The organism is uncultured Sulfitobacter sp., from assembly GCF_947497275.1.
In the GTDB taxonomy this organism is placed as follows: domain Bacteria; phylum Pseudomonadota; class Alphaproteobacteria; order Rhodobacterales; family Rhodobacteraceae; genus Sulfitobacter.
Window position 1 is genome coordinate 97198 of record NZ_CANMFS010000007.1, and the last position, 26291, is coordinate 123488.

21 protein-coding genes are annotated in these 26291 nt (G+C 63.2%); 5 read left to right on the forward strand and 16 right to left on the reverse strand.

Features of this window, described 5'->3' with window-relative positions:
- Positions 1 to 44: 44 nt before the first annotated feature.
- From Q1A06_RS14965 to Q1A06_RS14975, 3 genes are read right to left on the reverse strand one after another with little or no spacing between them, the layout of a single operon-like run.
- A complete protein-coding gene (locus Q1A06_RS14965; protein WP_299565330.1) occupies positions 45 to 608 on the reverse strand; it encodes a hypothetical protein in 564 nt (187 codons plus the stop codon).
- 41 nt (positions 609 to 649) lie between these two features.
- Positions 650 to 994 carry a chaperone modulator CbpM gene (locus Q1A06_RS14970; RefSeq protein ID WP_299565332.1) on the reverse strand — a complete coding sequence of 115 codons (345 nt, stop codon included), beginning with the start codon at positions 992 to 994 and terminating at the stop codon, positions 650 to 652.
- A 3-nt stretch (positions 995 to 997) separates the two neighbouring features.
- Positions 998 to 1969 carry a DnaJ C-terminal domain-containing protein gene (locus tag Q1A06_RS14975; RefSeq protein WP_299565334.1) on the reverse strand — a complete coding sequence of 324 codons (972 nt, stop codon included), beginning with the start codon at positions 1967 to 1969 and terminating at the stop codon, positions 998 to 1000.
- Positions 1970 to 2221: 252 nt separating this feature from the next.
- Here Q1A06_RS14975 and Q1A06_RS14980 point away from each other — a divergent pair, with 252 nt between their 5' ends.
- Entirely contained in the window at positions 2222 to 4726 is a 2505-nt protein-coding gene (locus Q1A06_RS14980; RefSeq protein ID WP_299565336.1) for a cation:proton antiporter, read from the forward strand.
- Here the strand turns inward: Q1A06_RS14980 and Q1A06_RS14985 are convergent.
- From Q1A06_RS14985 to Q1A06_RS15015, 7 genes are all read right to left on the reverse strand, one after another.
- The gene (locus tag Q1A06_RS14985) at positions 4723 to 5016 is read right to left on the reverse strand and encodes a CcdB family protein (protein WP_299565338.1); all 294 of its coding nucleotides are present in this window, start codon (positions 5014 to 5016) and stop codon (positions 4723 to 4725) included. The genes Q1A06_RS14980 and Q1A06_RS14985 overlap by 4 nt on opposite strands.
- Positions 5017 to 5023: 7 nt before the next feature.
- The gene (locus Q1A06_RS14990; RefSeq protein WP_299565341.1) at positions 5024 to 5245 is read right to left on the reverse strand and encodes a type II toxin-antitoxin system CcdA family antitoxin; all 222 of its coding nucleotides are present in this window, start codon (positions 5243 to 5245) and stop codon (positions 5024 to 5026) included.
- Positions 5246 to 5363: 118 nt separating this feature from the next.
- A complete protein-coding gene (locus Q1A06_RS14995) occupies positions 5364 to 6743 on the reverse strand; it encodes an NAD-dependent succinate-semialdehyde dehydrogenase (RefSeq protein ID WP_299565343.1) in 1380 nt (459 codons plus the stop codon).
- 84 nt (positions 6744 to 6827) lie between these two features.
- Positions 6828 to 9326: a PAS domain-containing protein gene (locus Q1A06_RS15000; RefSeq protein ID WP_299565344.1), complete on the reverse strand. Its 2499-nt coding sequence runs from the start codon at positions 9324 to 9326 to the stop codon at positions 6828 to 6830.
- Between the two features lie 180 nt (positions 9327 to 9506).
- A complete protein-coding gene (locus Q1A06_RS15005) occupies positions 9507 to 12629 on the reverse strand; it encodes an efflux RND transporter permease subunit (protein WP_299565346.1) in 3123 nt (1040 codons plus the stop codon).
- A gap of 1 nt (position 12630) precedes the next feature.
- Positions 12631 to 13860 (reverse strand): efflux RND transporter periplasmic adaptor subunit, encoded by a 1230-nt coding sequence (locus Q1A06_RS15010; RefSeq protein ID WP_299565348.1) that lies wholly within the window; start codon positions 13858 to 13860, stop codon positions 12631 to 12633.
- A 70-nt stretch (positions 13861 to 13930) separates the two neighbouring features.
- Positions 13931 to 15133 (reverse strand): replication initiation protein, encoded by a 1203-nt coding sequence (locus tag Q1A06_RS15015; protein ID WP_299565351.1) that lies wholly within the window; start codon positions 15131 to 15133, stop codon positions 13931 to 13933.
- Between the two features lie 510 nt (positions 15134 to 15643).
- On the opposite strand from Q1A06_RS15015, the gene Q1A06_RS15020 reads away from it, so the two are divergent.
- The 4 genes from Q1A06_RS15020 (at position 15644) to Q1A06_RS15035 (ending at position 20954) form a co-directional block, all read left to right on the forward strand.
- Positions 15644 to 17041 carry an AAA family ATPase gene (locus Q1A06_RS15020; protein ID WP_299565353.1) on the forward strand — a complete coding sequence of 466 codons (1398 nt, stop codon included), beginning with the start codon at positions 15644 to 15646 and terminating at the stop codon, positions 17039 to 17041.
- On the forward strand, positions 17028 to 18122 hold the full coding sequence (locus tag Q1A06_RS15025; RefSeq protein ID WP_299565355.1) for a ParB/RepB/Spo0J family partition protein: 1095 nt from the start codon (positions 17028 to 17030) through the stop codon (positions 18120 to 18122). Before Q1A06_RS15020 ends, Q1A06_RS15025 begins: the two co-directional genes overlap by 14 nt.
- 274 nt (positions 18123 to 18396) lie before the next feature.
- A complete protein-coding gene (locus Q1A06_RS15030) occupies positions 18397 to 19044 on the forward strand; it encodes a GntR family transcriptional regulator (protein WP_299565357.1) in 648 nt (215 codons plus the stop codon).
- Between the two features lie 266 nt (positions 19045 to 19310).
- Positions 19311 to 20954 carry an MFS transporter gene (locus Q1A06_RS15035; protein ID WP_299565359.1) on the forward strand — a complete coding sequence of 548 codons (1644 nt, stop codon included), beginning with the start codon at positions 19311 to 19313 and terminating at the stop codon, positions 20952 to 20954.
- On the opposite strand, the gene Q1A06_RS15040 is transcribed toward Q1A06_RS15035, so the two are convergent.
- Genes Q1A06_RS15040 through Q1A06_RS15065 form a run of 6 tightly spaced genes read right to left on the reverse strand, consistent with a single transcriptional unit; the run spans position 20951 to position 26251 of the window.
- Positions 20951 to 21877, reverse strand: coding sequence for an isoaspartyl peptidase/L-asparaginase family protein (locus Q1A06_RS15040; RefSeq protein ID WP_299565361.1), 927 nt, complete (start codon positions 21875 to 21877; stop codon positions 20951 to 20953). The genes Q1A06_RS15035 and Q1A06_RS15040 overlap by 4 nt on opposite strands.
- The gene (locus Q1A06_RS15045; protein WP_299565363.1) at positions 21874 to 22779 is read right to left on the reverse strand and encodes a polysaccharide deacetylase; all 906 of its coding nucleotides are present in this window, start codon (positions 22777 to 22779) and stop codon (positions 21874 to 21876) included. The genes Q1A06_RS15040 and Q1A06_RS15045 overlap by 4 nt, the downstream gene beginning before the upstream one ends.
- On the reverse strand, positions 22776 to 23531 hold the full coding sequence (locus tag Q1A06_RS15050; protein ID WP_299565365.1) for an SDR family oxidoreductase: 756 nt from the start codon (positions 23529 to 23531) through the stop codon (positions 22776 to 22778). Before Q1A06_RS15050 ends, Q1A06_RS15045 begins: the two co-directional genes overlap by 4 nt.
- On the reverse strand, positions 23522 to 24541 hold the full coding sequence (locus Q1A06_RS15055) for a 2-dehydropantoate 2-reductase (RefSeq protein WP_299565367.1): 1020 nt from the start codon (positions 24539 to 24541) through the stop codon (positions 23522 to 23524). Before Q1A06_RS15055 ends, Q1A06_RS15050 begins: the two co-directional genes overlap by 10 nt.
- Entirely contained in the window at positions 24538 to 25239 is a 702-nt protein-coding gene (locus Q1A06_RS15060; RefSeq protein ID WP_299565368.1) for a creatininase family protein, read from the reverse strand. The genes Q1A06_RS15055 and Q1A06_RS15060 overlap by 4 nt, the downstream gene beginning before the upstream one ends.
- Entirely contained in the window at positions 25226 to 26251 is a 1026-nt protein-coding gene (locus tag Q1A06_RS15065; RefSeq protein ID WP_299565370.1) for a GntR family transcriptional regulator, read from the reverse strand. Before Q1A06_RS15065 ends, Q1A06_RS15060 begins: the two co-directional genes overlap by 14 nt.
- Positions 26252 to 26291 lie beyond the last annotated feature (40 nt).

Below are 26291 nucleotides of genomic sequence, written 5' to 3' on the forward strand. Positions count from 1 at the left end.
TTTCCTTTCATCTGTCTTCTAAATCTGTCATTTACCCGCCCGTCTCATTCGCTCCACGGATGTACATGCACATCGCGCCCCGAATGGCCTTTCAGGATCTTCACGGCGAACGCTTCCTTGTCGGCATCGGAGGTCCTCACCCACAGCAGGATACCACCCTGCGCGATCTGGTCGGCGTAGTAATCCTTGTGGTGCCGGTCCACGCGGCGCGCCAGCAGCGCACCCAGAATACCGGCCGGACCACCCCCGATCGCGATCGCCGCAATCGACGCGGCCAATGTCGCCGCCGGGGTCAGCATCGCCGCCATCGCGATATAGGATCCCAAAAAGAAAAAGCCACCCGCGATAGCGCCCTCCAACTCGCCCATCGCCTCTTCCGAGACAAAGGCCGCGCGCGGCGCATCCGGGTTGTCTTCCAGATCTTTGGCCTGCCAATAGGCAGAGCCAAGCTTTTCTTTCATCGCTTCTCTGTCGCCCAGCAGGCTGATGTCCGCACGGCTGAATCCGGACATGCGCAGATCATAGATCGCGGTCTGAAGGTCCTCGAAACTGTCGAATACGCCGACGGCCTCGGGGACGTTGATGAATGTTGCTTTCTCTTGGGTCATTTCATGCCTCGGTTGGGTTTGGTATCCGTCTCGACATGTCGTCAGCCCTCCGGCCCCGACATCCAGATCGCGTAGCGGGGGTCGTTTTCCAAAAGCCGCACCCGCCGCTTCAACGCCGCGTTTTCCTGGACAAGCGACAGCACCAGCGCCACACCCGGCACATTAAGCCGCAGATCGGCCTGAAGCCGCTGCACCTTGCGTACCACGGTGATGCTGGTGCTTTCGAACCGCCAGACGGTGCGGCTTTCGCCCACAGGCTCCAGAATGCCTTCCTCGACCAGTTCGATCAACCAGTCCGCCGATGACCCGCACACCCGGCACAGGTCCGACAGGCTCAGCGGTTTGACGATCTCGCCCGCTGGCACGAGCGCCGTTGATTTAGCCATCGTTCATGCTCCCAGTCTGGCGCGAGGGTCGAAATCCATCTCGCGCGCCATCTCTTCGTACAACTCCTTGGCCCGCGCGCTTTCCACCGGCGGGATGACGATCTTGAGCACCGCAAACAGATCGCCCGCGCGCTTGCCCGGTATGCCGCGCCCCTTCAGCCGCAGCTTCTTGCCCGTCTGCGCATGTTTCGGGATCGTCAGTTCCACGGTGCCGCTTGGTGTCGGCACACTGATCCGTGCGCCCAGTGCGGCTTCCCACGGGGCGATGGGCAGATCCATGAAAACATCCCTGCCCTCGACGCGGTAGGCCGGGTCGTCCCTGATCGCCACCTCCAGGTAGAGATCCCCCGGCTTGCCCCCGCCCATCCCGGCAGAGCCTTTGCCCGACAGGCGGATATGCTGGCCTTCGGTCACACCCTTCGGGATCGAGACGCGGATGGTACGTTCACGCAAAACAACATGCCCGTCGGGATCAAGCTCGGGCGCGCGCAAGGTAAAATCACGCGTCCCGCCCTGATAGGCTTCGAGCAGGTCGATGACGATCTTGGCATGATGGTCCTGCCCCGGCGCGCTGAACTGATGGCCCTGCCGCATGTGCGGTGACGGTCCACCGCGCTGCCTGCCCTGCCGCGCGAACAATTCGTCAAAGAACGATCCGAACCCGCTCGGATCGGCCTCGGTATAGCCGCCGCCGGAAAATTCAAAACCCTCGTCCCAATCGGGCGGCGGATTGAACGACTGTCCCTCTTTCCAGTTGGCACCCAACTGATCGTAGGCGGCGCGCTTTTCGGGGTCCTGCAACACCTCGTAGGCCTCGCCGACATCCTTGAACATCCGCTCCGCCTCTGCGGCGTCCGGCCCGGTGTTCACGTCCGGATGGTATTTGCGCACAAGTTTGCGGTAGGCACGCTTGATCTCGTCCTGCGGTGCAGTCCGCTCGACACCCAGTATCTTGTAGTAGTCCTTGTATTCCATTGCTCAACGGATCTCCGCACGCCCTGACGGCGGATGACTGGTACACGTGCCGCTCACCTGCCATGGGACGCTGTTCGATGTGTCCACGATAAACCAGCGATACCACGAAACCAGACCGCCGAATTGATAAACCGCAACTGATCCGTGCTTATCACCGGCGTCGCGCCGACCTGTTGCATATATTTTCACGCGCATCGCGCCCCGGCCCCGTTTTACCGGTGCGCCCGCCCGATGATATGCTATCCCGACGACATGGACATCATTCTGATCACGACCGTCATCGCGGCCCTGTTTCTTGTCATCGGCGTGGCCGAGCCGTTGGCCGCGCGGTTGCGCCTGCCCTACAGCGTCATTTTGGCCCTCGTGGGCATCTTGATCGCGGCGGGCGCGTTGTTTTTCCTGCGCACCGAGCTGACCGATGCGCTCAACCCCGTGGCCGAGGCGATCCTCGGCCTGCCGATCCGGTCGAATGTGTTCCTGTACGTCTTTCTGCCGACGCTGCTGTTTCAGGCCACCCTCGGCATGAACCTGCGCCGTATGCTGGACGACTGGGTGCCGATCCTCGTTCTGGCCGTCGTCGCGGTGGTCGTGGCGACGCTTGCCGTCGGATATGCCCTGTCTTGGACAAGCACCCTGCCGCTGGCCGCCTGTCTGCTGATAGGCGCCATCGTGTCCACCACCGATCCGTCCGCCGTGGTGTCGATCTTCCGCTCCATTTCCGCGCCCCGCCGCCTTGCCCGCATCATCGAGGGCGAAAGCCTGCTGAACGACGCGGCGGCCATTGCGCTTTTCGGCCTGTTCATGGGGTTCGTGATGCTGGGCATCCCCGATCCCACGCTCAGAGATGCGCTGGCGCGGTTTCCGCTGCTGATCGCAGGCGGCGCGGTTGTCGGCTGGATCGCCGCGCGCTGTGCTGTCTGGCTGATGGCCGCCTTTGCGCGCTACGAACTGGCACAAATCTCCATTTCCGTCTCCCTGCCCTACCTCGCCTACATCCTTGCCGAACAAAGCATCGGTGCCTCCGGCGTAATCGCAGTGGTCGCCGCCGGTCTGACCCTCAACCTCACAGGTCCGGGCCGCCTTCCGCCGCAGGCCTGGACCAACCTGCGCGAGCTGTGGGACATCCTCGCCCACTGGGCCGGCGCGTTGATCTTCATCCTCGCCGCCCTGCTGATCCCGCGCCTGCTCGAAGAGGTACGCATCGGCGACATAGCCCTCGTCGCCGTCGTGGTGCTGGCTGCCATCGCCGCCCGCGTGATCATCCTGTTCGGTCTGCTGCCACTGCTGACCGCGCTGCGCTTGTCGCCAGCGGTCGAGCGACCCTACCGCGTGGCGATCCTATGGGGAGGCCTGCGCGGAGCCGTTACGCTGGCGCTGGCGCTCGCCGTCACCGAAAGCTTCCGCGTCCCGGTCGAGGTCAAGCGACTCGTCGGCATCCTCGCCACGGGTTTCACGCTGTTCACGCTGGTCGTACAGGGGACCACGCTGCGCTCGGTCATCCGCTGGCTCGGGCTTGATCGCCTGTCGCCGCTCGACGAAGCCCTCTCGCGCCAGATCGTCGCCGTCGCCCTTCAAACCGTACGCGAGGATGTCGCGCGCACCACTGAAAACTATGACCTGACCCACGATATCGTCCGCTCCGAGGCCAAACGGTTCGGCGAAAGGCTCGATGCGGCGGTGAAATCAGCCGAGGAAAACGTCGACATTCTCGACCGCGACAAGATCACACTGGGGCTGATCGCTCTGGCCGGACACGAGCGTGACACGATCCTCGCCCGCGTGCGCGAACGGACGATCTCGGCGCGCATGGCCGAACAGGTACTACCGGACGCCGACCGCCTGATCGAAGGCGCGCGGTCGGACGGGCGAAACGGCTACCAGCGCGCGGCCCGGCGCAGCGTCGCCTACGGGCGCGGCCTGCGCGCCGCCGTGGTGCTGCACAGCCGCCTGCGCCTGTCCGGTCCGCTCGCCCGTATGACCGCCGACCGGTTCGAGCTTTTGCTATCGCAGCGGCTGGTCCTGCGCGATCTGGGCGCGTTCATCGACGGGCGCATCCGCCGCATCCACGGCCGCCGCGTCGCGGACCTGCTCCACGATCTGCTGTCGCGCCGGATTGAAACGGTAGAGACGGTACTCGAAGGGATGCGGCTGCAATACCCCGGTTACGCAGAAGAGCTCGAACGCCGCTTCATCCGCCGCACCGCTTTGCGGCTCGAAGAACGCGAATACGCCACCATGCGCGAGGATGGCCTGATCGGCGCTGAGGTTCATACCAAGCTGATGGAGGACCTGAATGCGCGGCGCGCCGCCGCCGAACTGCGCCCGCGTCTCGACATCGCGCTCCAGCGGATCGAACTCGCCCGCCAATTCCCCCTGTTCGCCGATCTTGACGCCGCCGGTCTCAAGCGGTTGGGGCGGGTGTTCCAGACCCGATACGTCAACGCGGGCGACACCGTCATCAGCAAGGACAGCCCGGCCAGGCAGGTGTTCTTCATCGCCTCCGGCGCGGTCGAACTGGAAACCGCCGGGCAGACGTGGCGGCTGGGCGGTGGCGAGATGTTCGGCCAGATGGCCATTTTGATGAAACGCGCCCGCCGCACCGAGGTCCGTGCCATCGCGCCTTCGACCCTGCTGGTGCTGGATGAAACACGGTTCCGCCGGCTGCTCGACCGCAGCAAGACCCTGCAAAAGGCCGTGCGCGCCAGTGCGGAAAAACGCGGTATCGAACCCGATGCTTTCCTGCTGACTGAACGCTAAACCCCGTCGATGAGGATATCCAACGCGCGTTTCAGCGCGTCCCGGTGCGCGTCCAGCGATCCCACCCGCTCGCGCAATTCCGATCCGGTCACCGCCGCAAGCTCCATCACCCGCACGATCCAGATCTGGCCGTCTACCTCCACTTCCGGCGTCAGGCCGGGAAACGCGGCATACCGATCCGCCGCCCGCAGCGGTGCTACGACACGCGATGCGTCGATCCCGATCAGATCCGTCTGAAGATCCACGACAAGCTGCCCACCGGTCAGGCGGTATACGTCAAACTGCGCCATGCCGCGCCTAGAAGCTTCTGTACTGTGCCAATGGTAAACCGTCCCGGTCCACCTCTTCGCCGTAGGCCGCGATCGCCGCCTGGTTTTCCAACCGCCACAAGCGGTTGCGTTCGGTCTTGGCCGCCTCAAGGATTGCCGCTTCGGCAAGGCGCGACATGTTCAGGCCCAGCGTGCGCGCCGTTTCCGCGACATCCGCATCCAATGTCAAATTCACTTTCACGCGTCCCATCTTTGACCTCTATTATCCGCATCTTGCAGGAGTATACTTCATACGCATAATACGCACAATGCAAGCGGCGGCAAAGGTTTCCCCCGCCGCCGCGCTGCTGCTCCAGAATCAGATCGGCTTAGCCGACGATGTTGATCGCCTTCACGTTGACGAACTCGCGCATCCCGAAACCGCCGTGTTCGCGCCCGTACCCGGACCGTTTCACACCGCCGAACGGCATGTTCGGTTGTGCCAGACCAAAGCCGTTGATGAACACCATGCCGGTATCAAAGTGGTCCGCGGCAAGCTGCGTCGCCTTCTCAACATCTTTGGAGAAAATACCGCCGCCAAGACCGTACTCGCTGTCATTGGCGATCCGCATCGCGTCGTCGGTATCCTTGGCGCGGATCAGCGCCGCCACCGGACCGAACAGCTCATCGTCATACGCGGGCTGACCCGGTGCCACATCTTCCAAAACGGTCGCGGGATAGAAGAATCCCGACCCCTCCGGCACTTCGCCACCGCACACGATGCGCGCGCCCTTCTGGACGCTCTGCTGTACCTGTTCGTGCAGATCATCGCGCAGGTCTTCGCGCGCCATCGGGCCGATATCCACACCGTCCTTGGTCGGATCACCATGTTTGATCGCCTTCATCGCGTCGACGAACGCATCCCGAAACTTGTCATAGATCGCATCTACCACGATAAACCGCTTCGCTGCGACGCAGGTTTCGCCGTTGTTATAGACACGGCCCTGTACACACATCTTGACGGCCTGGTCCAGGTCGGCATCCGCCAGCACCACATAGGCGTCGTTCGACCCCAGTTCGAGCACGGATTTCTTCAGCGCCTTGCCGGCCTTTCCGCCGACGATCTCGCCCGCAGCGGGGCTCCCCGTCAGTGTCACGCCGCGCACCAGATCATTGTCGATCACGGCGTCGGACTGGTCATGGCTGATCTTCAGAACGGTGAACAGATTTTCCGGCAGACCCGCCTCGGCATAAATGGTTTCCAGCATCACGCCCGTACCGGTCACGCTCGCGGCGTGTTTCAGCAGAACGCCGTTGCCAGCCATCAAATTGGCAATGGAATAGCGCACGACCTGATAGACCGGAAAGTTCCACGGCTGGATGCCGTAGATGACACCGATGGGCGAATGCACGATCTTGCCGCGTCCGCCCCCCGGCAGGTCACGGTCCTCTGACGCCAGCGCCTCGGCACCGTTGTCCGCCGTCCACTCGCAGATAGAAGCACACAGGTCGATTTCCTGACGGCTCTGGCTGACCAGCTTGCCCATTTCCGCCGTCATCAGATCGGCCAACGCATCCGCGTTCTCGCGCAGGCCCTCGCCGATTTTCTTCAGGATTTCCCCGCGTTCCTCGAACGACTTGTGGCGCCACTCCAGAAACGCATCGTGACATGCGGCTATCGCATCGTCGCGCTGCGTGTCGGTCATCAGGTCGTAGTGTTCCAGCACATCGCCGGTTGCAGGGTTGATCGTCGTCAATTGATCGGTCATCGGTGTCTCCTTGGTATGGAATTCCTTTCCACACCAACAACCGATCCCGCCCGAGGTTCCTGCGACACTTTCGCGCCGCGTACTCTACCCCCGTGCCGTCAACGCCGACAACGGACAATCAAGCTGCCAACGCAACCCCTCAGGCGCGTAGTCGAGGATCACCTCTCCACCAATATTCGACTGCGTCATCTGCTTGATCACGGTCGAACCGAACCCACGCCGCTCGGGGCGTACAACCGTCGGTCCGCCCTTCTCAACCCACCGCAGCTGGAAATCGCGGTCCGGGCGGGAACCCTCTTCGACGGTCCAGTCAATCGTAATCTCGCCCGCTTCGGTCGACAGCGCCCCGTATTTACCCGCATTCGTGGCCAGTTCATGCAGCGCCATCCCGATGGCCTGTGCGGCATGCGGCCCGACAGTGACGCGCGGTCCCGACAGATGGATACGGCTCCCCACCAGATCCTGAAAATGCGCCATCTGGGACAACGCCAGATCGCCCAGATCCACGGTATCCGTCGCCTGTTTCACCAACAGATCCTGCGCATCCGCCAACGCACGGATCCGTGTCTCGAACCGTTCCATGAAACCTTCGATGCCGCTGCGCGCGGTCTGCCGGGCCATGATCTGGATCAGCGTCAGCATGTTCTTGGTGCGGTGGTTGATCTCTCCCAGCAGCGACTGCGCGTGCGCGCGGGCCTCTTCGCGCTGCGAAATGTCGAACCCGGACGCGATCAGGAACAACAGCTTGCCATGCGCGTCGAACACCGGCGCAAGCATGAAATCGATCAGCAGCGTCTGCTCCCCCTCCGCCCGGACCAACATGTCAAAACTCACCACCTCGCCGGCGACCGCATCGGCGCAGGCCGTGCGGACCCTGGCTTGAATATCTGGGTCATCGCGCAGCCAATGCGTGTCCCAGAACGGCTGCCCGATCACATCCGCCCGCTCCAACCCGCCCAGCTGCAACGCGGGCCAGTTCACTTCGCGCAACGTACCGTCCGGGTCCACGACCCCTACAAATGAATTGATGTTGTCAAGCACCTGCCGCAACCACTGTGCACTGTCGCGCGAGGCATGTTCCGCCATCTTGCGCTCCGTCACATCATAGACGACGCCGGTGATCTGCTTCGCCTTGCCGGGGGCGCCCATACTCAGTTCACCTTTCGCCGCCATATACCGGATTTCGCCGTCCGACATCCGGATACGAAAATCGACGTCAAGCTGTGGGCCCCCGTCCAGCGTCGCTTTCAGCGCCGCGTCGATGCCATCTATATCGTCGCGGTGAATGCCCTGCCGCCATAAATCTCCGGCCGCCCCGTCCTGCGGTGTGCGACCGAACAGCCGGTACAGCTGCTTGGACCAGCTGAATTCGCCGCTTTGCGGATCATAGGACCACGCCCCCATATCCGCCGCGTCATACGCCATGTTCAATCGGCGTTCGCGCTGTTCCAGCTCGGTCTCGTGACGCAACCGCTCGGTCAGGTCGTAGAAATGACAGACCACGCCATAACGCCCGTCCGCCAGCCGCATCCGGTCTATGCCCCAGTCGTACGACTCGATACTCTTGCGGTCGTTGCGAAGCTCGACCAGCGGCGTCGCGCGGTACGGCTCGCCCGTTCGCAGCGTGTGACGAAAATGTCCTACCGCCTCGGTCGCAAAGGACGCAGGCCACAGGATATGCAGCACCTCCGACAGATCCCGACCCAACAGCGGCTTGACCTCTTCAAAAACAGGAAGGCCCCCCGCGCTCATCCGGACGACGCGCATATCGGCATCCACCGCGTAGACACCGAACGGCGCACGGTCGATCAGGTTCCAGAAATCCTCCTGTGCGGCAAGCGGCGCATTGTCCGTGATCTCCGTCACATCCGTCAGCGTACCGGTCACGCGCGGCACTTTTCCGGTCGCCGGGTCCAGGGGGCCGTGCGCCTCTCCCGTATCGCGCACCCACCGCACCTGCCCGTCGGGCAATGTCACCCGAAACGTGATCTCGAACGGGCCGACCGCCCGCACCGCCGCATCCAGTGCCGTGTCGAACATCACCCGGTCATCGGGGTAGATCGACCTGAACACCGCCTCGCCGGTCAGTTGCAGCCCGTGCGGCTGTAGAAACATCTGCCGCATTTCCGCGGACCAATGCGTAATGTCGTTTACGACGTCATACTCGTAGGATCCGAACGCCACGGCACCGGGGGCATGCGCCGTTGCGGGACGCGACCGTTCCTTGGTGACATCCACCAGAACACCGCTCAGAACCCTGCCAATATCGGGGTCCGCATCCTGCAGCGCCATGTGGGAAAACAGATGCACCAAGGCGCCATCGGTACACCGGACGCGATACTCGTGCGACAGGGTGCCGCCGTTCTCCGCAACGCCGAAAATCTCAGTCTCGAACCGCAGCCGGTCTTCGGGGTGCACCATGTCGATGAACGTGCGCAAGGCCGGCGCTTTCTCAAGGCCCAAAAGCTTCAACGCCAGTGGCGAAAATTCGCCACTTTCTTTACAAAGGTTCCAGCCAAACGCGGACAAACCGCCGAAATCGCGGACATCGGGCATCAAGGATGTCTCCTGCAGAATAGTCATGTGGTACCGCTGACCACGTCAGGAAGGCATGTCATAATGGGTAAACACCAGTTAAAGAAAGGCCAATTAAGCCAACTCACTACGAAGATGCACACGTCCGTCGCGCGCCTCGAAATTACGATTATCGTGTAAGTGGAATTGGTGTGTCAATTGATTGTGATATGCGCCGTGCGAACGGCATCAATTTTTTGCGCGCAACCTTTTTCTGCCGCGTGCAAAGAAAGACGCATAGGCCGGGACCAGAACCATCTGCATCACCGACACGAACAGGATTCCGAAACCCAATGATACCGCCGTCGGAACGAGGAACTGTGCCTGAACCGACGTTTCCAGAATCAGCGGCGAGATCCCCAGGAATGTGGTCAAAGTCGTCAGCATCACGGGCCGGAACCGGCTCAGCGTGGCCTCGGTGATCGCCTCCATCGGATCGTCGCCATCGTCCTCGCGCGCGATGATGAAATCGACGATCAACAGCGCGCCGTTCACGATCACACCGGCCAGACCGACGATACCGAACATCGACAGCAACGTCAGGTTCAACCCCAACAGCGCGTGACCGAATACCGCGCCCACGACCCCGAAGGGGATCACCCCCAAAACGATCAGGGGCCGCGAGTAGCTGCCGAACGCCAGCGCCAGCAACGCGTAGATCACGAAGAGCGCCAGCGCAAAGTTGAACGCCAGCGCCGGACCGAACCGGCCCGCTTCCTCCTGCTCACCGCCCGCCGTGACGGTAAGCGTCGGATAATCCTGCTGCAGCTTCGGCACCACTTGCGACAACAGCCATGATGTCTCCGTGCCACCGGTGGTCACGGCAGTATCCGCATCGGCGGTCAGCGTGGCAATGGCGCGTCCGTTGATCCGGGTGATCTCTGTCGGTGCCGACTGAAACCCGATGTCGGCCACGATAGGCAACGCCACCATGCCGCCCTCGGGCGTCGGAATGTCCAGCAGCAACAGGTCCGCGATGCTGTCGCGCTGCGGACCGGCCAGACGTAGGCGCAGGTCGACTTCTTCGCGGTTGCGCGCAATCTGGTCGACGACCGCACCGTAGAAGGCCGCACGCACCTCGTTCGCCACGGTCTGCAGCGAAATTCCGTAGACCCGCGCCGCCGGACGCAGATCAATCGTCACCTCGCGCGCCGCACTCACCCGGTCATCGCGGATGTCGAACACACCGTCGCGTTCTTCAAGCTTGCTGCGCATTTCACCCAGAGCGGCGTCGCGCGCCGCTTCGGTCTCGGCGGACACCTGCAACTGGATCGCGGCCCCGACCCCCACAACCGAAGACGAAAAGATGACTTCGCTCGCCCCCGCCACCTCGCCCACGGCTTCGCGCCACGCGTTCTTGAACGTCTCGGCATCGGTTTCGCGCGTGGCGGCGTCGCGCAACCGTGCCTCGATCGTGGCAGTACTGCCCGCCGGTGCGGTCGCCGCACTCGGACCACCGCCCCCGGTGCCAAACCCGACGGTCACGGCGGTTGCCTCCAACAGATCGGACTCACCCAGATCTTCCGCCGCCCGCTCCGCCGCCGCGATGAACTGCTCGGCCTTCGCCGCAGTCTCTTCCGATGTCGTACCTTCCGGCAGATTCAGTTGCGCGGTCACGAAATTACCTTCGATCGCCGGGAAAAACACGAATTTCACGGTCCCTCCGCCGATCAACCCCGCCGCGAATGCCCCGATGGCCAGGCAGGTCACAAGCGTGAACACAGGGTGCACCACCGCCCCCCGCACCACCGGGCGCAACCGGCGATCCGACGTGCGCCGGAACCATCCGTCGACGCGGGTGCGCAGCCACTCCGTCGCCCGCCGCGGCGAATAACGGCGCAGTTTCGACAGCCGGATACTGCTCAGATGGCGCGGCAGCACAAAGAAAGACTCGGCCAACGACAGCGACAGCAGATAGATCACCACAGCCGCCACCGGCGCGATGAACGACCCCGACGAGCCGGGCAGAAACAGCAGCGGCACGAAAGCCGCGATGGAGGTCGTGACCGAGAACGCGATGGGCCGCCAGACCCGCATCACCGCCCGCTCCGCCGCCCCCGCGGCATCGCCGTCTCCCTCCAACTCGACGAACGTATTTTCACCGACCACGATGGCATCATCCACCACGATCCCCAGCGCGAGGATAAAACCGAACAAGCTCAACTGGTTGATCGTTGTCCCGAACACAAGCATCGGCCCGAACGCCCCGATGAACGACACCGCCACGCCAAGCGCCACCCAAAGTGCGATCCGCAGATCGACGAACAATGTCAGCACCGTCAGCACCAGTGCCGTCCCGATCGCCGCGTTCTTGATCAGCAGCGAAATGCGCCCGCGCAATGTCTCCGCCTCGTTGCGCCACACCGTCGCTGTGATCTGCTCCGGCAGTTGCGGGCGGAATTCCTCCTCGAGCCAGGTGCGCGCGGCGTCTGCCGTGGCTAACACCTGCTCGCTTCCCACCCGGTTCACCGACACGAAAACCGCCGGCTTGCGCCCCACAGACGCCGAAATATCCTCGTCCGCCAGCGTCTCGCGGATCCGCGCGATGTCCGACAGCCGCACCTCGGCACCCGAGGCGCCGGTGAACAGGATCTTGCCGCGCAGCTGATCGGCGCTGGACGCTTCACCGACCGTACGCACCTGAATGTCCCGGTTGCCGTCGTCAATCACCCCGCCCGACAGGTCCAGCGTCTCTGCAGACAACCGTTGCGCCAGTTCCGCCAACCCGATGCCATAACTGCGCAGCGTCTCGCGCGTGACTTCAATCTCGATCAGATCCGTCGCAGCACCGGAAATCGCCACCTGGCTGACATCGGGAAGCGCACGCAGCTCGCGCCGCGCCTGCTCCCCCAGCGCCTTGAGCGTCTCGGGCGGCGCATCGCCGTGAATGACGATCTGTACGGCGAGCTCGACCGGCTCCACCTCGGCGATGCGCGGCGTATCAGAGGCGGCGGGAAAAGTCGTGATGCGGGCGATCTCTGTCTCGATGTCGTCCTTGACGTCCGCCATCACTGCGCCGCGCACCAGATCCGCCGTGACGGTTCCGACACCGGACCGCGCCGTTCCGGTCAGCTTGCGAATCCCCTCCAGCCCCTGCAACCGCTCCTCTATCGGTACCAGCACCGCGTCCGACACCTCGGTCGGGGTCGCGCCGGGATATGGCACCGTCACCGTCACGGCACCGGTCGCGATCTCTGGAAAGGTCCGCACCGTTACCGAAAACAGCGCCGCGATACCCGCGGCCACCATCAACGCCATCAGCAGGTTTGCCGCGACCGGGTTGCGCAGGAACCAGCGGATAATCCCGCCCACGTTATTGCTCCTCCGCTGCGTCGACCCGCACGTCTTGCCCGTCCGTCGCCGCCGCCAGATCGGTCAGCATCACGCGCGTCCCGGGGGCAGGCGCACCCGCACCCAGAACGACCCGCGCACCCTCGCCCGTGCCGCGCCGCAGCACATCCACCTCCGACCGGCTCAGGATACCGTCGGCAACGCGCCACACGACATCGCCGGATTTCACCGCCCGTCCCGGCACAGACACCGCGCCGCGCTCCGACAGGTCGACCGACAGCTCCAGCGTCAGCAATTCACCGATGCGAATCGGACGCGCATCGGGAAACCCCTCCCGCGTCGCGGCAAAGGGATCGTCGATCCGCACAATCAGGGCGACCGTCCGCGTCTGCGCGTCGATCTGCGGTCCCAACGCTGTCACCGTTCCTTGCGCAATGCGCGGGCCCGTCGCCGCGCCATCCGCCGCCGACGGCACAGCCAGAACCCGCACCGGCGCGCCCATGGCGCTCTGCGCGTCGCCCAACAGCGCCAGATCGCCGGGCGTCAGCCCCATCTCAACCTCCGCCTGCGCCGACGCGATCAGCTCGCCCAGGGACATGCCCGCCGTCGCCAGCGCGCCGGGATCGGCGGTGGCCTGTGCCACGACCGCATCAAAGGGCGCGCGGATGATGGCGTCGTCGATGCGTTGCTGGATCAGGTCCCGCTCCGCCCGTGCCGTCTGCAACGCCGCATCGGCTGTGGCAAGCTCGACCAGCGCCTGTTGCAAGGTCGCCTCCGACGCAATATTGTTTTCCTCCAGTTGCCGCTGCCGGTCCACGCTGATCTGCGCTTCGGCCACAACCGCCTCTGCCTGGGCGATGCCCGCCGCCGCGCGCTGGCGTTCCGCCTGCAACCGGGTGGTGTCCAGTTGCACCAGCACGTCGCCGCGCGCGACCGTAGCGCCCCGGGTAAAGCTGTCGGACACCGACGCAATGCGGGCCGTAATCTCGGACACGACCGTTACGTCCGACACCGGGCGCACAAAACCGGTCTGTCGGATCACAACCTGCGCCGCCTCCGCGACCAACCCGGTTTCGATCAGGGGGGGCTGTGGGGGCGCCATTTCCTGCGTTTGATCCGCGCGCGTCAGGTACCAGTATCCACCGGCACCGATGGCCAGCACGATCAAGCCGCCCACCAGCCACGGCCAAAGCCGCCCCTGGTCCGCCGTATCGTCGCTTCGGTCCACGTCGGCGGTGTCGTCTTTGGTCATGCAGCAGGCTTTCCGGTAAATCGTGCGATACGCATGATCTATCTTGCGACTTCCAGAAGGCAAGAACGCGTTATGCGTCCGTCGAAACGTCCGTCTCCGCAAAGGCATCCGGCGCCATATCCTGCCAGAACGCCTGTATCGCCCCGAAATTCAGCGCGGACATCCATCCGTGCCGATCAAAATCCGACAGCGCGGCCGCGCTGTCGATGGAGGATGCGAACAGCCTGCGATCTGCGTCGCGTTGCGTCGGGGTGCGCGAAGCGGCCAGATCGCGCACCTTCGCCAACGCGCGCGCACGCGACGATGTGGGCGGGCTCGCCGCCCCTGCCCCGGTCCGCCCAAAATCATCCCGCAGCGCCGCACTCAGGTAGCCCACTGGGTTCTGAACGCCCGATTTCCCGGCTACGAATGTCAGTTTGTCCAACATCACATCCTCGCCGTGCTCGGCGATCCATTGCCGTGCCAACCGGTCCGCAACCCCCAGCGCCTGCAGTTTTTCGTACACGTCCGATTTGCGCGCCCCTGCCCCGTCATCCAGATCCAGAATCGCCAGTTGCGGGTTTTCCTTGATCCGGAACCGGATCTCCGACACCGCCCTGCCCCGCTTGCGGATCTCGGGCGTCACCAGAATGTTCGAGGTCCGGTTCACTTCGGCCACCGCCGGTTTGATGATCTTAGCGTTGAGATGCTTGTAAACGCCGTAATAGGCACTGTCCTCAATGCCCATCAGCCGGCGGAACAGGTCAAGGGGCCACCACCCGGTGCTGCCGGTGCGCACGAAGCGATAGCAGTTTTCATAAAGCGCCAGCGCGTGCCCGCTGGTAAACCGGCGCTGAATATTGAGGTTGATCAACGCGAATACCTTCGGATCATCCAGCTTTGCCGCGAGGGCCGGGGAATACGCGTATTCGCACACCCCACCCTTGAGTCGCGCATAGCTCAGAAGGCTTGATACCCCCCACTCCTGCTGGCCCTGATCATCAAGCATGTCCCATTCCGCAACAGTCTCTGCGAGGCCTCTTAGAGACGCTTTGAGTGTCTCTATGTCGTTAGAATTGTAACCGATCATCATGCACAGCGTTCGTGCGTCGATCATATGCACCTGCTGACGCGTCAGTGTATCGTAGGCATTGAGCAGCAACACGTTGCTCAGCTTGCGCTGCAACAGCGTCAGCTTGCCCGACACATGAATCGCCGCCACATGTTTTTTCACCGATCCACGCCTCAGCGCGCCGGTAAGATGTTGCTTGGGAATGTCTTCGTGTTTGTCCACTGTCGCCCTCACCTCGGCGGAATTTTTCCCGCTCTCGCTCGTTCTCTCATTCTGGCCCAACAGGAACCCCGTGGCAAGAGACCTTCGGACACCTTTCAACCCACGGGCCTCCGTAGTCGCAGATCAACTGAAGGAACCCATTTGCGGGACGCGTGGCATCCACCGAACGCGTCGAATCCTGAAAACAGACCCTGTATAGGCTATTCCCGCATCCTGATACCCATCAACCTGCGAATCGGCCCCCTCTGTACCGCTCGCGGGTACCTTTTGACCTGTATCCGGATGCTCTTGATCCTGTATCCAGGTCCCGAACTGCGTTTAATTCATTGAAATCGGATGGGATTTCAATCTTAAAGATTCTTAAAATCCCTAAAGACTCTACAACTTTCTTTGTCGTGCCTTTGAATTTCGATGTTTCAGGGCAACTGCGACCAAAGAGATTCACAATTCCCCCCGCGTGTGCGATAGAATAGCGAACGCTACCCAATTTTGCGCACATCCCGAGGTATTATGACTTCCAACAGCAAAGCGCCCACCCCTCCGTATTTCAACATCGACCCCGAGAAAGCCGCCGCACGCTTGTCCGAGCCTATCGACACCGCGCGATTCGCGAAAGCGGCGGCCTTCGCCACCCGTGGACGTGATGATCTGGCGCGGCGAGGATACGCGCCCGATGGAAAGAAGCGGCTGCGCAGTTTCTCTACCTGGGAAGTCTGTCGGTATCTTCTCGACGTGGCCCCCGCCCATCTTCGACGCGTCCTGAAAGCTCATCCGGATCTGCCCCAAGGCGCCGGAGAGGCCGGGTCTAAATGGTTCACTCTTGATGAGGTCCTGCGCTTGCGCGAGCACTTCGCGACCGAGGGTGCATCGAACAGGCAATATAAATCGTGGCGTCCGGACGGGCTGCCTGCGAAGATCATCTCCGTTGCGAACTTCAAGGGCGGCGTCGGAAAGACGTCCACCTGTGCGCATCTCGCAATGTCTGCCGCGTTGGATGGGTACCGTGTTCTGGTCATTGACCTCGACAGCCAGGGCTCTCTGACATCGATCATGGGCGGAACAGTGGAAGACGAATGGTCGACAGCGTTTCCGCTTATTGCCAAGGATTTCGCGCGTCACATGCAGGGCGAAAATACCGTTAGAAAAGCCCGTGGGCAGGCCGAGCTTCCCTTCGACGAAACCCTGACGGAAAGCCTTTCGGTTTCGCCGCGAAACCTGATACAGACGACGCATTGGCCCAACATCGACCTGATCGGTGCGCAGCTCAATCTATACTGGGCCGAGTTCCAGGTGCCTGTCTGGCGCATGCAAGTCCGGAACTGGCCTCTGTGGGACGCATTGACAAATGCCCTGTCGTCAGAGGGCATTCTGGACGACTACGATATCATCCTCATCGACACACCGCCCGCGTTGGGTTACCTGACGATCAACGCATTGGCAGCTGCCGATATATTGCTGGTCCCTCTGGGGGCGTCGTTTCTTGAGTTCGACTCGACGGGACGTTTCTTTGATATGCTGTACTCGACGTTTGCCAGCATCGAAGAGGGCGAAAACCGGATTAGGCGGCAGGACGGTCTGCCGGAGATGAAGTTCGAGTGGGACGCGGTGCGCGCCTTGATTACCCGGTTCGATGCAGCGCAACAGACAGATCTGGCGAATGTCATACAGGCCTATTTCGGCGATTTCATGACAACCTACCGGCAAGAGGTAACGGCGATGGTCGGGCAGGCGGGCGAGCAGGTGAACGGGATCTACGAGGCGGATTATCGGGAGTTCAACCGCGATACCTACGTTCGGGGGCGCGAGGCGTTTGACCGGACATGGGCTGAGGTGAAAGAGGTCTTGCTGGGAACCTGGTGGCGGGACTTGCAGATGCAGAATGAGGAGGCGCGAGATGGCGAAGCGTAAGAAACTGGAGGCTCCTTCGCCCGAGGATCTCAGTAAATTCGAGCAAGAGTTTCGCCGCGAAACCTCTCCTCGAGCGGCGGCGCCGATTGCACAGGTCGCCGCCGAGACGGCAGCCGCCTATCAGGCAGGCGATCCGGATGCGCGGGCGGACCGGGCGCGCGACGCGGCAGATGCCGCTGACATGCGCAAGGCCGATGCCGATGGGCGGTTGATTCGCGAGATCGAGATCCGCGAGATCGAACCGCTTTCGATGCAGCGCGACAGGACCATAATCGACGAGGCAGCGCAGGCCGAGCTGGAGCACTCGATCTCAAACCACGGCATCCGTCTGCCGATCGAGGTGTATGAATTGCCTCATGCACGGGACGGGCGGCGGTACGGATTGCTATCGGGCTACCGGCGTTTGTTGGCGCAGCAAAACCTCTATGCGCGCACGCAGATGGATAAATTCCTGACCATCCGCGCGTTGCTGCGCAACCCCGACGAGATGGGCGGTGCCTTTGTTGCGATGGTCGAGGAGAACGAGATCCGGCAGGATCTGAGCCATTACGAGCGGGGGCGGATTGCCGCCATCGCTGCCCAACAGGGCGCGTTTCACAACACCGAAGAAGCGGTGAGCGAGATGTTTGCCGCGGCATCCAAGGCGAAGCGAAGCAAGATCCGGTCCTTTGCGATGATTTTCGAAGAACTGGGTGATCTTCTGCAATTCCCTGAAAATATGCGTGAAAAGGACGGTTTGCGGCTGGCACAGGCGCTGCGCGGAGGTGCAGAAAGCCGTTTGCGCGAGGTGCTTGATACAGGGCAGGGGGTGGATGCGCAGAGCGAATGGGCGCTGTTGGAAGCGGTGCTGAAAGAGCAGGGTGATGCGGGTAAGGATCCATCGCGTGGTGGGCGACCGAAGGTGAACGTGCCCAAGGCCGGGTGGGCCGGTAACGATACGCTTCACACGTCGACCGGCGTGACGATGCGTCGGGAATCGGATTCGAATGGCTATATCATCCGGTTCACCGGCAAGGGCGTGAGCACTGAATTGATGGAGATGATCATGCGCGATATTCAGGAAAAGCTGGAAATGAAGTAAGATCAACCGGGGGCAGGGTATTCGTATACCACCATGCCCTTAGCCAGCGTTCGTTTTGTATTGTGCGGTATCTGCCTGCCTGTTTCGGCGCGAACGCACAGGAACGTCAGTGCAGTTGCGAATGACCGTGCTAAATCCCTTGTAATACTCATGTGTGGCGTCTCAGCAAATTCAGTGGTCCGCAGGCTTCGTCTGAACGTATACTGCGTGTATACCACTTCAGGATCTGAAACAACGTAAGGGGCAGGTGCCGCGTGCGCCGGAGAGGATAACGATGACGGCTTCTTCACAATCTTTAGGTATTTCGACCTATGAGCAGATGAAGGCGATGATTCTGGACGGCACTCTGACACCGGGTGCGGCGTTGCGTGAAAAGGAATTCGCCGATCTGCTGGGGGTATCGCGCACCCCGGTACGCGAGGCGATCGGCCATTTGGTAAGCAATGGCTTTGCCAAGCGTACATCTGCGGGAACGCCGGTGGTCAACAGCGTGTCGCTGACCGACATCATGGAGATCCTGCATGCGCGCAGTCTGCTGGAGTGCGAGGCGGCGCGAAAAGCGGCTCTATCGCAGGAAAATACGGACGATTTTGCTGATCTAAGGGTGCAAATCGAAGGGTCTGTGAAAGGGGCATATCCGGATGAGGGTACGCGGGAGGCGCTAGATGAAAAGGTGCATCTGGCGGTTGCGCACAGAGCCGGGTCGCGTTTGCTGGCCGAACTGATTGAAGGACTGAACGTCAGGGCACAGTTGTACGACAGAGGGTCGATCCCCGACCGGTTCGAGCCGGTTTGCCGCGAACATCTCGCAATCATTGATGCCATCCTGGCCGGTACGCCGGATATCGCAGCGGAAGCGATGAGACTGCACCTCAAGAAAGTACGGGACGCCATTATCTCCGATATTGATCACCCGTTTTGAAAGCATTTCCGGGCAAACGGGCATAAGCGGGGAGAGAGACAAAACACATCTGTATTTGACGTGTATACACAAAGTATACCGGATTTGCAGGATGGGTACGCGCAGGTGTACCCAGGAGGATCGCAAGGACCTGGGCCCGAATGCGGTAGCATCGCGCTTGATACGCAGCGCAAGTCGCGGAATGCCGCTTGCGACGGGTGGGAAGGAATGGCACTGGATCTGCACACCCCTTGAGACTGCCGCGCTAAACGGCGATGCTGGTGGGCATGGAAATGAGGACCGCCGTGGCAGACCGCACATCCCCGCTATTGCTGTTTCAGAACCGCACGTTCCGGTCGTTGTGGATCGCGGCGCTGGCGTCGAACTTTGGCGGGCTGGTACAGGCGGTCGGCGCGGCGTGGATGATGACTGCGCTGTCGGACAAGCAAAGCATGGTGGCCCTTGTGCAGGGGTCCGTCGCGTTGCCGATTATGGTGTTTTCGCTTCTGGCGGGCGTGTTCGCGGATAATTTCGACCGCAGGCGGGTGATGTTGATCGCACAGGCGTTCATGTTCGTGGTGTCGATCATCCTGACAGTGATGGCGTTCGAGGGGTGGCTGACGCCTTGGCTGTTGCTGGCATTCACTTTCATGATCGGCTGCGGCACCGCGCTGCACAACCCGTCGTGGCAAGCGACGATGGGCGATATCGTGTCGCGCGAGGAATTGCCGAGTGCCGTGTCGCTCAACAGCATGGGGTTCAACCTGATGCGCAGCGTCGGACCTGCGGCGGGGGGGGCCATCGTGGCGCTGGCCGGTGCGGCGGCGGCCTTTGCGGTCAACGCGCTGAGCTATGTAGCGATCATTCTGGCGCTGCTGCGTTGGGAGGCACCTCCGCGTGACACGCATCTGCCGCGCGAGCCGATGGGTGCGGCCTTTGCCGCCGGACTGCGCTATGCGGCGATGTCGCCCAATCTGCTGCGGGTGATCCTGCGCGGGTTCTGGTTCGGGCTGGCGGCGATTGCGCTGTTGGCGTTGTTGCCGGTGGTGGTGCGGGTGATGTTGGAAGGCACGGCGTTCGTCTATGGCCTGATGCTGGGATGTTTCGGGCTGGGTGCCGTGGGCGGTGCGCTGGCCAACGCGGGTTTGCGGGCGCGGTTCACCAACGAGGTTATCGCGCGCGGGGCGTTTTGCGGTTTCGCTGCCAGCTGCACGGTCCTGGCGCTGAGTGGGATGCCGGCGCTGAGCGGTGCGGCGCTGGCGCTGGCGGGGGCGTGTTGGGTGCTGGCGCTGTCGATGTTCAACGTCACGGTGCAACTGTCGACGCCACGCTGGGTCGTGGGGCGGGCGCTGGCGCTGTACCAGACCGGCACCTTTGGCGGCATGGCGGCGGGCAGCTGGATCTGGGGTGCGATGGCAGAGCGGATGACCACCGGGCCCACATTGATGATCGCAGCTGTCCTGTTGCTAGGCGGGGCGTTGATCGGGCTGCGGCTGCCGTTGCCGGAATTTCACGGGCTGAACCTGGACCCGTTGAACCGGTTCAAGGAGCCGACGCTGCGCTTTGATCTGAATTATCGCAGCGGACCGGTGATGGTGATGGTGGATTACGAGATCGCACAGGAGGATGTGCAGGATTTCCTGACCGCGATGAGCCAGCGCCGCCGGACCCGCATCCGCGACGGGGCGCAGCAATGGGCGTTGTTGCGCGATTTGCAGGACCCCGGGCATTGGAGCGAGAGCTATCATGTGCCGACCTGGGGCGAGTACGTGCGCCACAACGAACGCCGCACCCAATCGGATGCGGCGCTGTCGGACCGGTTGCGGGCGTTGCACCGGGGGCCGGACGCGCCGGTGGTGCACAGGATGATCGAACGCCAGACCGTGCCGTTGCACGATGATCTGGCGCTGAAACAGGAGCGGGCACCCTAGCGGTAGATGAAGGTTTCGAATGCGCCGCTTTCGGTGACGCGGCCGCGGTACATGCCTTCACAGTTGAACGGCATTGTGATGTTACCCCCTGCGTCGACCGCGATCACCCCGCCGGAGCCGTCGTTCTGGGCCAGATCGTGCATCACCACTTGGGCAGCCGCGTCTTCGAGCGTCTGGCCCGCATGGCGCATCCGCGCGGCGATTTCTGCGGCGGCGGTGAAGCGGATGAACACCTCGCCGTGGCCGGTGGCGGAAACGGCGCAGGTGGCGTTGTCGGCGAAAGTGCCCGCGCCGATCATCGGCGTATCACCGATGCGGCCCGGCAGCTTTGCCGTCATGCCGCCGGTCGATGTGGCTGCCGCGACGGTGCCCTGCATGTCGCAGGCCACAGCGCCCACAGTACCGTGACGGCGGGCGGGGTCGTTGTCTTCGATCCCTTCGGCGCGCATCTTCAGCGTGGATTGCAGGGCGTCCCAGCGGGTTTGTGTGAAGAAGTAATCGGGATCGCCGAAAGGCAGGTCGGTGGCGCGGGCCACCTCCAGCGCGTTGGGGCCGATGAGCATGACATGATCGGTCCGCTCCATCACGGCACGGGCTGCACGGATCGGGTTGCGCGGGCCGAAGATTCCGCCGACCGCACCGGCGGCGCGGCGGGCTCCGTCCATCACGGCTGCGTCCATCTCCTGTTTGTCATCGGAGGTGAACACCGCGCCGCGGCCGGCGTTGAACAGCGGTTCATCCTCAAGCACGCAGACCGCTGCGGTCACGGCGTCCAGTGCGCTGCCGCCCGATGACAGCACCTTGTGGCCTGCGTCGAGCGCGGCGCGCAGACCGGCGTGATAGCCGGCCTCCAGCTCCGGTGTGAGGTTTTCGCGAAGGATGGTGCCGGCGCCACCGTGTACGGCGAGTGAAAACGTGCTCATTTTGGTCCTTTCGGGGTCAGCCCCGCTTGGGTGGCGCAGTAGTGCGCGATTTGCGCATGGGTAGCGATCCAGACGTCGCCCTTGTCGGTGATCCGGTCCAGCAACTCTTCGAGGATGAAGATGCGGCTGCGGTAGCCGGTCACATGCGGGTGCATGGTGAGCAGGAACAAGCCGCCCTCGGCATAGGCACCTTCGAATTCGCGGGCGAAGATGTCGAGCACGTCGGCGGGCGGGGTATAGGGCCGCTGTGCGCCGAAACGGTTCATCATGAAATAGACCGCGTCGTCGCGGATCCATTCGACGGGCAGTTCGACAAGCCCGGTCGCCGCGCCGTTCTGCACGATCTCGTAGGGGTCGTCGTCGGAGAACAGCGAGCTGTCGTAGAGCAGTCCCATCTCGCGCGCGAGGCTGAGCGTGTTGGGGCTGTAATCCCACGACGGCGTGCGCATGCCCACGGGACGCGTGCCGCTGATGTGTTCGAGGGTATCGGCGGCGCGCAGCATCAGGTCGCGCTCGGTCGCCTCATCCAGCTTGGTATTCAACTCGTGGATCCAGCCGTGCAACGCGATTTCGTGGCCGTCTTCCGCAAGGCTGCGCTGTTCTTCGAGGTGCAGCAGGGCGGAAACGGCGGGCACGAAAAAGCTGGCCTTGACGCCGAAGCGATCAAGCACCTTGCGGATACGCGGCACGCCCCGGCGCGCGCCATATTCGCCCCAGCTGAGCCGCGCGGTGGAAGTACCGCCGTCGCGCAACTCGTTCGTTTCGTGGTCACTGTCAAACGACAGGGCCACCGCGCAGCGTGCGCCGCCCGGCCATGTGTCGGGCAACAGGTTCCGGCCTGCGCGCACGGCCTCGACCTTGCCGCGCCATGTTGGGTCGTCCCATGTGTGCGGATCGCTCATGCGTGCCCTCCATCGACTTGTAGGGTCTGCCCGGTGATCCAAGCGGCCTTGTCCGAGCACAGGAAGGTGACGGCGTCGGCGATGTCCTGCGCACGGCCCAGACGGCGCATGTGGATGCTGCCGACAATCTGTTTCTGACGCGCGGGACCGAAGGCATCCCACTGCCGTTCCGTCGCCGGATTGGACAGGATGAATCCGGGGGCTACGGAATTGACGGTGATGCCGGCGGGGCCGAGTTCGAGTGCCAGTTGTTTCGTCAGCCCGATCAGCGCGTGTTTGGCCGAGGCGTAGGCCTGTATGCCGGTGAGGCTCGCCTTGAGCCCCGCGCCGGACGAGATGGTGACGATGCGCCCTTGGCCGCGTTCCTTCATGCCGGGTGCCAGAGCCTGCGCGCACCACATCGCGGCATCGACGTTGGCGGCAAAGATCGCGTGCCAGTCATCGGGGATGATCTGTTCCAGCGGGCGGCCAACCTGTCCGCGCACGCCGCCCGCGGCTGTGACCAACCCGTCGATCCGCCCGTGGTGATCGACCGCTTCGGCGCACAGTGCCTGCGCGCTGGATTGGCTGCCCAGATCACCGGCGTGGCAGGAAACGCGGGGCAGGGCCGCCAGATCGGCCATGCCTTCGGCGTCGATGTCGAGGGCAGCCACCGATGCTCCGGCGTCCGCGAGGCCGCGCACGATGGCGGCACCGATGCCCTGCGCCGCGCCGGTGACGGCGAATGTCTTTCCCGCAAGGCTCAGCTGCATAGCGGCACCATCAGATCGAGCAAATCGGTGGACTGCGCGCGGGTGCCGTTTTCGATGTCGTGGATCAGGTCGCACAGCATTGCCAGTGCGGGCGTGTCGATGCCGTGCACGCGACCGATTTCGACCAGCACACCGATCTGTGCGTCCACTTCCGTCTTGCGCTTGCGCACGGCCAGATCGCGGTAGATGCCGGAATGGGTTTTGGCAGTTTTCCGGTTGTGTGCGACCATCGCGTCAATCGCGGCGTCGATGCCTGCTGCGTCGCCCGTGCGGAAGGCGTCCGGATCGAAACCGTTAAAGCCCAGCGGTGCGACCCCTTCGGCAGCGGCCAGTTGCATCACCTCGTCCCCCAGTTTGGCATAGACGCAGCGGGTCGCAACGGGTTCCATCGCGTCGGACATAGAGGCGGGCGTGAGGGCGGTGGCGAACAACAGCGCACCGTAGCCGCATTTGCCCCACAGATAGCCCCATATGTTGTCGGTCTTGACCGCCGCCGGCTCGACGATGCTGAAGAGCGCGTGCATCTCGCGCAGGCGCGCGGTGTCGGAGCCGTCGAGTTCGCCCAATGCCACCGTCGCGCGGTTGCCGTAAAGGATGCGCCCCGGCTCCAGCCAGTCGGCACCGAAATTCACGAAGCAGCCCAGCGTCCGCTTTGGCCCGATGGTTGCCGCGATGACCCGTTCGTTGAGGCCGTTCTGTGCCGAGACGACATAGCCGTCCGGGGCCAGATGCGGCAGCAGCATATCCAGGGCGGCTTCGGTATGGTGTGCCTTGACGGCGAGGATCACGCGACGGTAGGTGCCGTTGAGCGTGGCGGGAGTATCGGCGGGCAGAACCTGGGTGAACGTCTCCACCGGGCCTTCGATGTGCAGGCCGGTGGTGCGCATGGCGGTGACGTGATCCTCGACGATGTCGACCATGCGCACGGGGTGGCCCGCACGCGCCAGATACGCGCCGAGGATGCCGCCAATGGCGCCTGCGCCCCAGATCAGGACAGCATCGTCGCTCATGACCAGTCTCCGGTCAGCTGCGCGCGCGTTTCCTCGACCGCGACGGCCCAGATGCGGTGCATGTCCGCGTCCGGTTTTTGGTAGTGGCCGCCATAGTTGCCGTCGCCGATCAGGTCGCGCACGCCTTGTGCGTTGCGGTCGCGCAGCCGGTCGAAATCGACATAGGGTTTTTGCTCGGACGGCATTTCGCGGCCTTCCAGACGGGTCCAGGGAAAATTCTCCATCCAGGAAGCGTGCGAGGCGATTTCGTCGACCTCCTGCACCGCCGCCCATGTTTGCGGTGCGCGCCACCAGTCATGGAAGCGGCAGCGCGCGCCGGTGCGGTCCTGCATCCATTCGGCGCAGACCGGCTGCACCGGACTGTTGCCGCCGTGGCCGTTGACGATGAGAACGCGGCGGAACCCGGTGTCGTAGAGGCTGTCGAGGATGTCGCGCACGAGCGCGGCGTAGGTGCGCAGCCGCAGCGAGACGGTGCCGGGAAAGCCCATGAAATAGGGTGTCAGCCCGTAGGGCACGGCGGGAAATACGGGGATGCCGAGCGGTTCGGCGGCGTCAACGGCCATTTTGCCCGACAGGATGCTGTCGACCGACAAGCTCAGATGCGCGTGTTGTTCGGTGCTGCCCAGCGGCAGAACGCAGCGGTCGTCCGTTTCGAGGTACTTCTCGATGTCGAACCAGGTGCTGTCAGTGATTTTCATCTTGGGACTCCTTTGCACGTTTGGCGGCCCGGACACCGTCGATTGCGGGCAGAAGTTTCGACCGCACGGCGTGGCTGTCCGGGGTGTGGCGGTATTCGATTGAGGTCTGGTCGGGGCGCAGCTTGTCGCGCAAGTATTCCGCGCCGGTGGCGTAGATCAGAACGTCGGCCTGTTCCAAAAGCGTCGCCAGTCCGGCAAAGTTGCGCGGCACCGCCGTCACCCGCCCCAGATGCGGTGCGAAGCGGTCGATCCCGCTCTTGAGCGTCGGCAGGAAATCGTCGAAATACGACACCGCGCCCACCCGCGCCCCGGGTCCTATCCCGGCGAGGGCGATGCGCGTCTGCTCGTTGGGGATCAGCGTCATCGCGAGCACCGGCTTGCCGGGAAAGAGGCGCGCGGCCTCGGGCGTCAGCGTGTGCGGGCAGACGATCAGATCCGCGTCGGGCAGATCCGCGTCGGGCGCGCCGTCAAGGTCCGCGATGCTTGCGGCGCTCACATTGTCGGTGTCGGGAAGGTAGGGCAGCAGGTCGGCGGCGTAGGCCTTTGTCGCTTCGAGAAAGGTGCCGAGCACGAGGATGCGCAGCGGCACCACGGTGGCGGGCGCGGCCATGCTGACCCGAAAGGCGATGTCCTGACGCGACAGGCCCAATTCGCGCCCGACTTGGATCAGATCGGCGATCTGGCGTTCAAAACCTGCCAGCTTTTGGGTTTGGGATGCGGGAGGGGGCGCACGGTCGGCCACGAAGGTGCCGGAGCCGACGCGCCCTTTCACATGGCCGCGCTCCTGCAGGGCGGCGTAGACGCCGCTGACGGTGACGGGCGACAGTTTGAGACTGGCGGCGAGCCGGCGTACCGAAGGGAGCCGTGTGTTGGCGGGGATATCACCGGTGGCGATACCATACTCCAGCGCGCCGCGCAGCTGGACCGAGACGGGCACCGACGACTGCGGCTCGATCGCGGCCGCGATTCTGGCCAGTGCCGGATTTAATTCGTCTGTTTCGCTTTGCATCATAATGTACCAGTCAATTATAACGGTTTGCTGCCTGTGCCAG

Coding starts and splice junctions, on each gene's coding strand:
- Q1A06_RS14965 (WP_299565330.1), bottom strand. CDS start 608: ATGACCCAAGAGAAAGCAACATTCATCAACGTCCCCGAGGCCGTCGGC.
- Q1A06_RS15040 (WP_299565361.1), bottom strand. CDS start 21,877: ATGAGCACGTTTTCACTCGCCGTACACGGTGGCGCCGGCACCATCCTT.
- Q1A06_RS15045 (WP_299565363.1), bottom strand. CDS start 22,779: ATGAGCGATCCGCACACATGGGACGACCCAACATGGCGCGGCAAGGTC.
- Q1A06_RS14985 (WP_299565338.1), bottom strand. CDS start 5,016: ATGGCGCAGTTTGACGTATACCGCCTGACCGGTGGGCAGCTTGTCGTG.
- Q1A06_RS15050 (WP_299565365.1), bottom strand. CDS start 23,531: ATGCAGCTGAGCCTTGCGGGAAAGACATTCGCCGTCACCGGCGCGGCG.
- Q1A06_RS14995 (WP_299565343.1), bottom strand. CDS start 6,743: ATGACCGATCAATTGACGACGATCAACCCTGCAACCGGCGATGTGCTG.
- Q1A06_RS15010 (WP_299565348.1), bottom strand. CDS start 13,860: ATGACCAAAGACGACACCGCCGACGTGGACCGAAGCGACGATACGGCG.
- Q1A06_RS15030 (WP_299565357.1), top strand. CDS start 18,397: ATGACGGCTTCTTCACAATCTTTAGGTATTTCGACCTATGAGCAGATG.
- Q1A06_RS15065 (WP_299565370.1), bottom strand. CDS start 26,251: ATGATGCAAAGCGAAACAGACGAATTAAATCCGGCACTGGCCAGAATC.
- Q1A06_RS14970 (WP_299565332.1), bottom strand. CDS start 994: ATGGCTAAATCAACGGCGCTCGTGCCAGCGGGCGAGATCGTCAAACCG.
- Q1A06_RS15000 (WP_299565344.1), bottom strand. CDS start 9,326: ATGACTATTCTGCAGGAGACATCCTTGATGCCCGATGTCCGCGATTTC.
- Q1A06_RS15025 (WP_299565355.1), top strand. CDS start 17,028: ATGGCGAAGCGTAAGAAACTGGAGGCTCCTTCGCCCGAGGATCTCAGT.
- Q1A06_RS15055 (WP_299565367.1), bottom strand. CDS start 24,541: ATGAGCGACGATGCTGTCCTGATCTGGGGCGCAGGCGCCATTGGCGGC.
- Q1A06_RS14990 (WP_299565341.1), bottom strand. CDS start 5,245: ATGGGACGCGTGAAAGTGAATTTGACATTGGATGCGGATGTCGCGGAA.
- Q1A06_RS14975 (WP_299565334.1), bottom strand. CDS start 1,969: ATGGAATACAAGGACTACTACAAGATACTGGGTGTCGAGCGGACTGCA.
- Q1A06_RS15020 (WP_299565353.1), top strand. CDS start 15,644: ATGACTTCCAACAGCAAAGCGCCCACCCCTCCGTATTTCAACATCGAC.
- Q1A06_RS15035 (WP_299565359.1), top strand. CDS start 19,311: ATGGAAATGAGGACCGCCGTGGCAGACCGCACATCCCCGCTATTGCTG.
- Q1A06_RS15060 (WP_299565368.1), bottom strand. CDS start 25,239: ATGAAAATCACTGACAGCACCTGGTTCGACATCGAGAAGTACCTCGAA.
- Q1A06_RS14980 (WP_299565336.1), top strand. CDS start 2,222: ATGGACATCATTCTGATCACGACCGTCATCGCGGCCCTGTTTCTTGTC.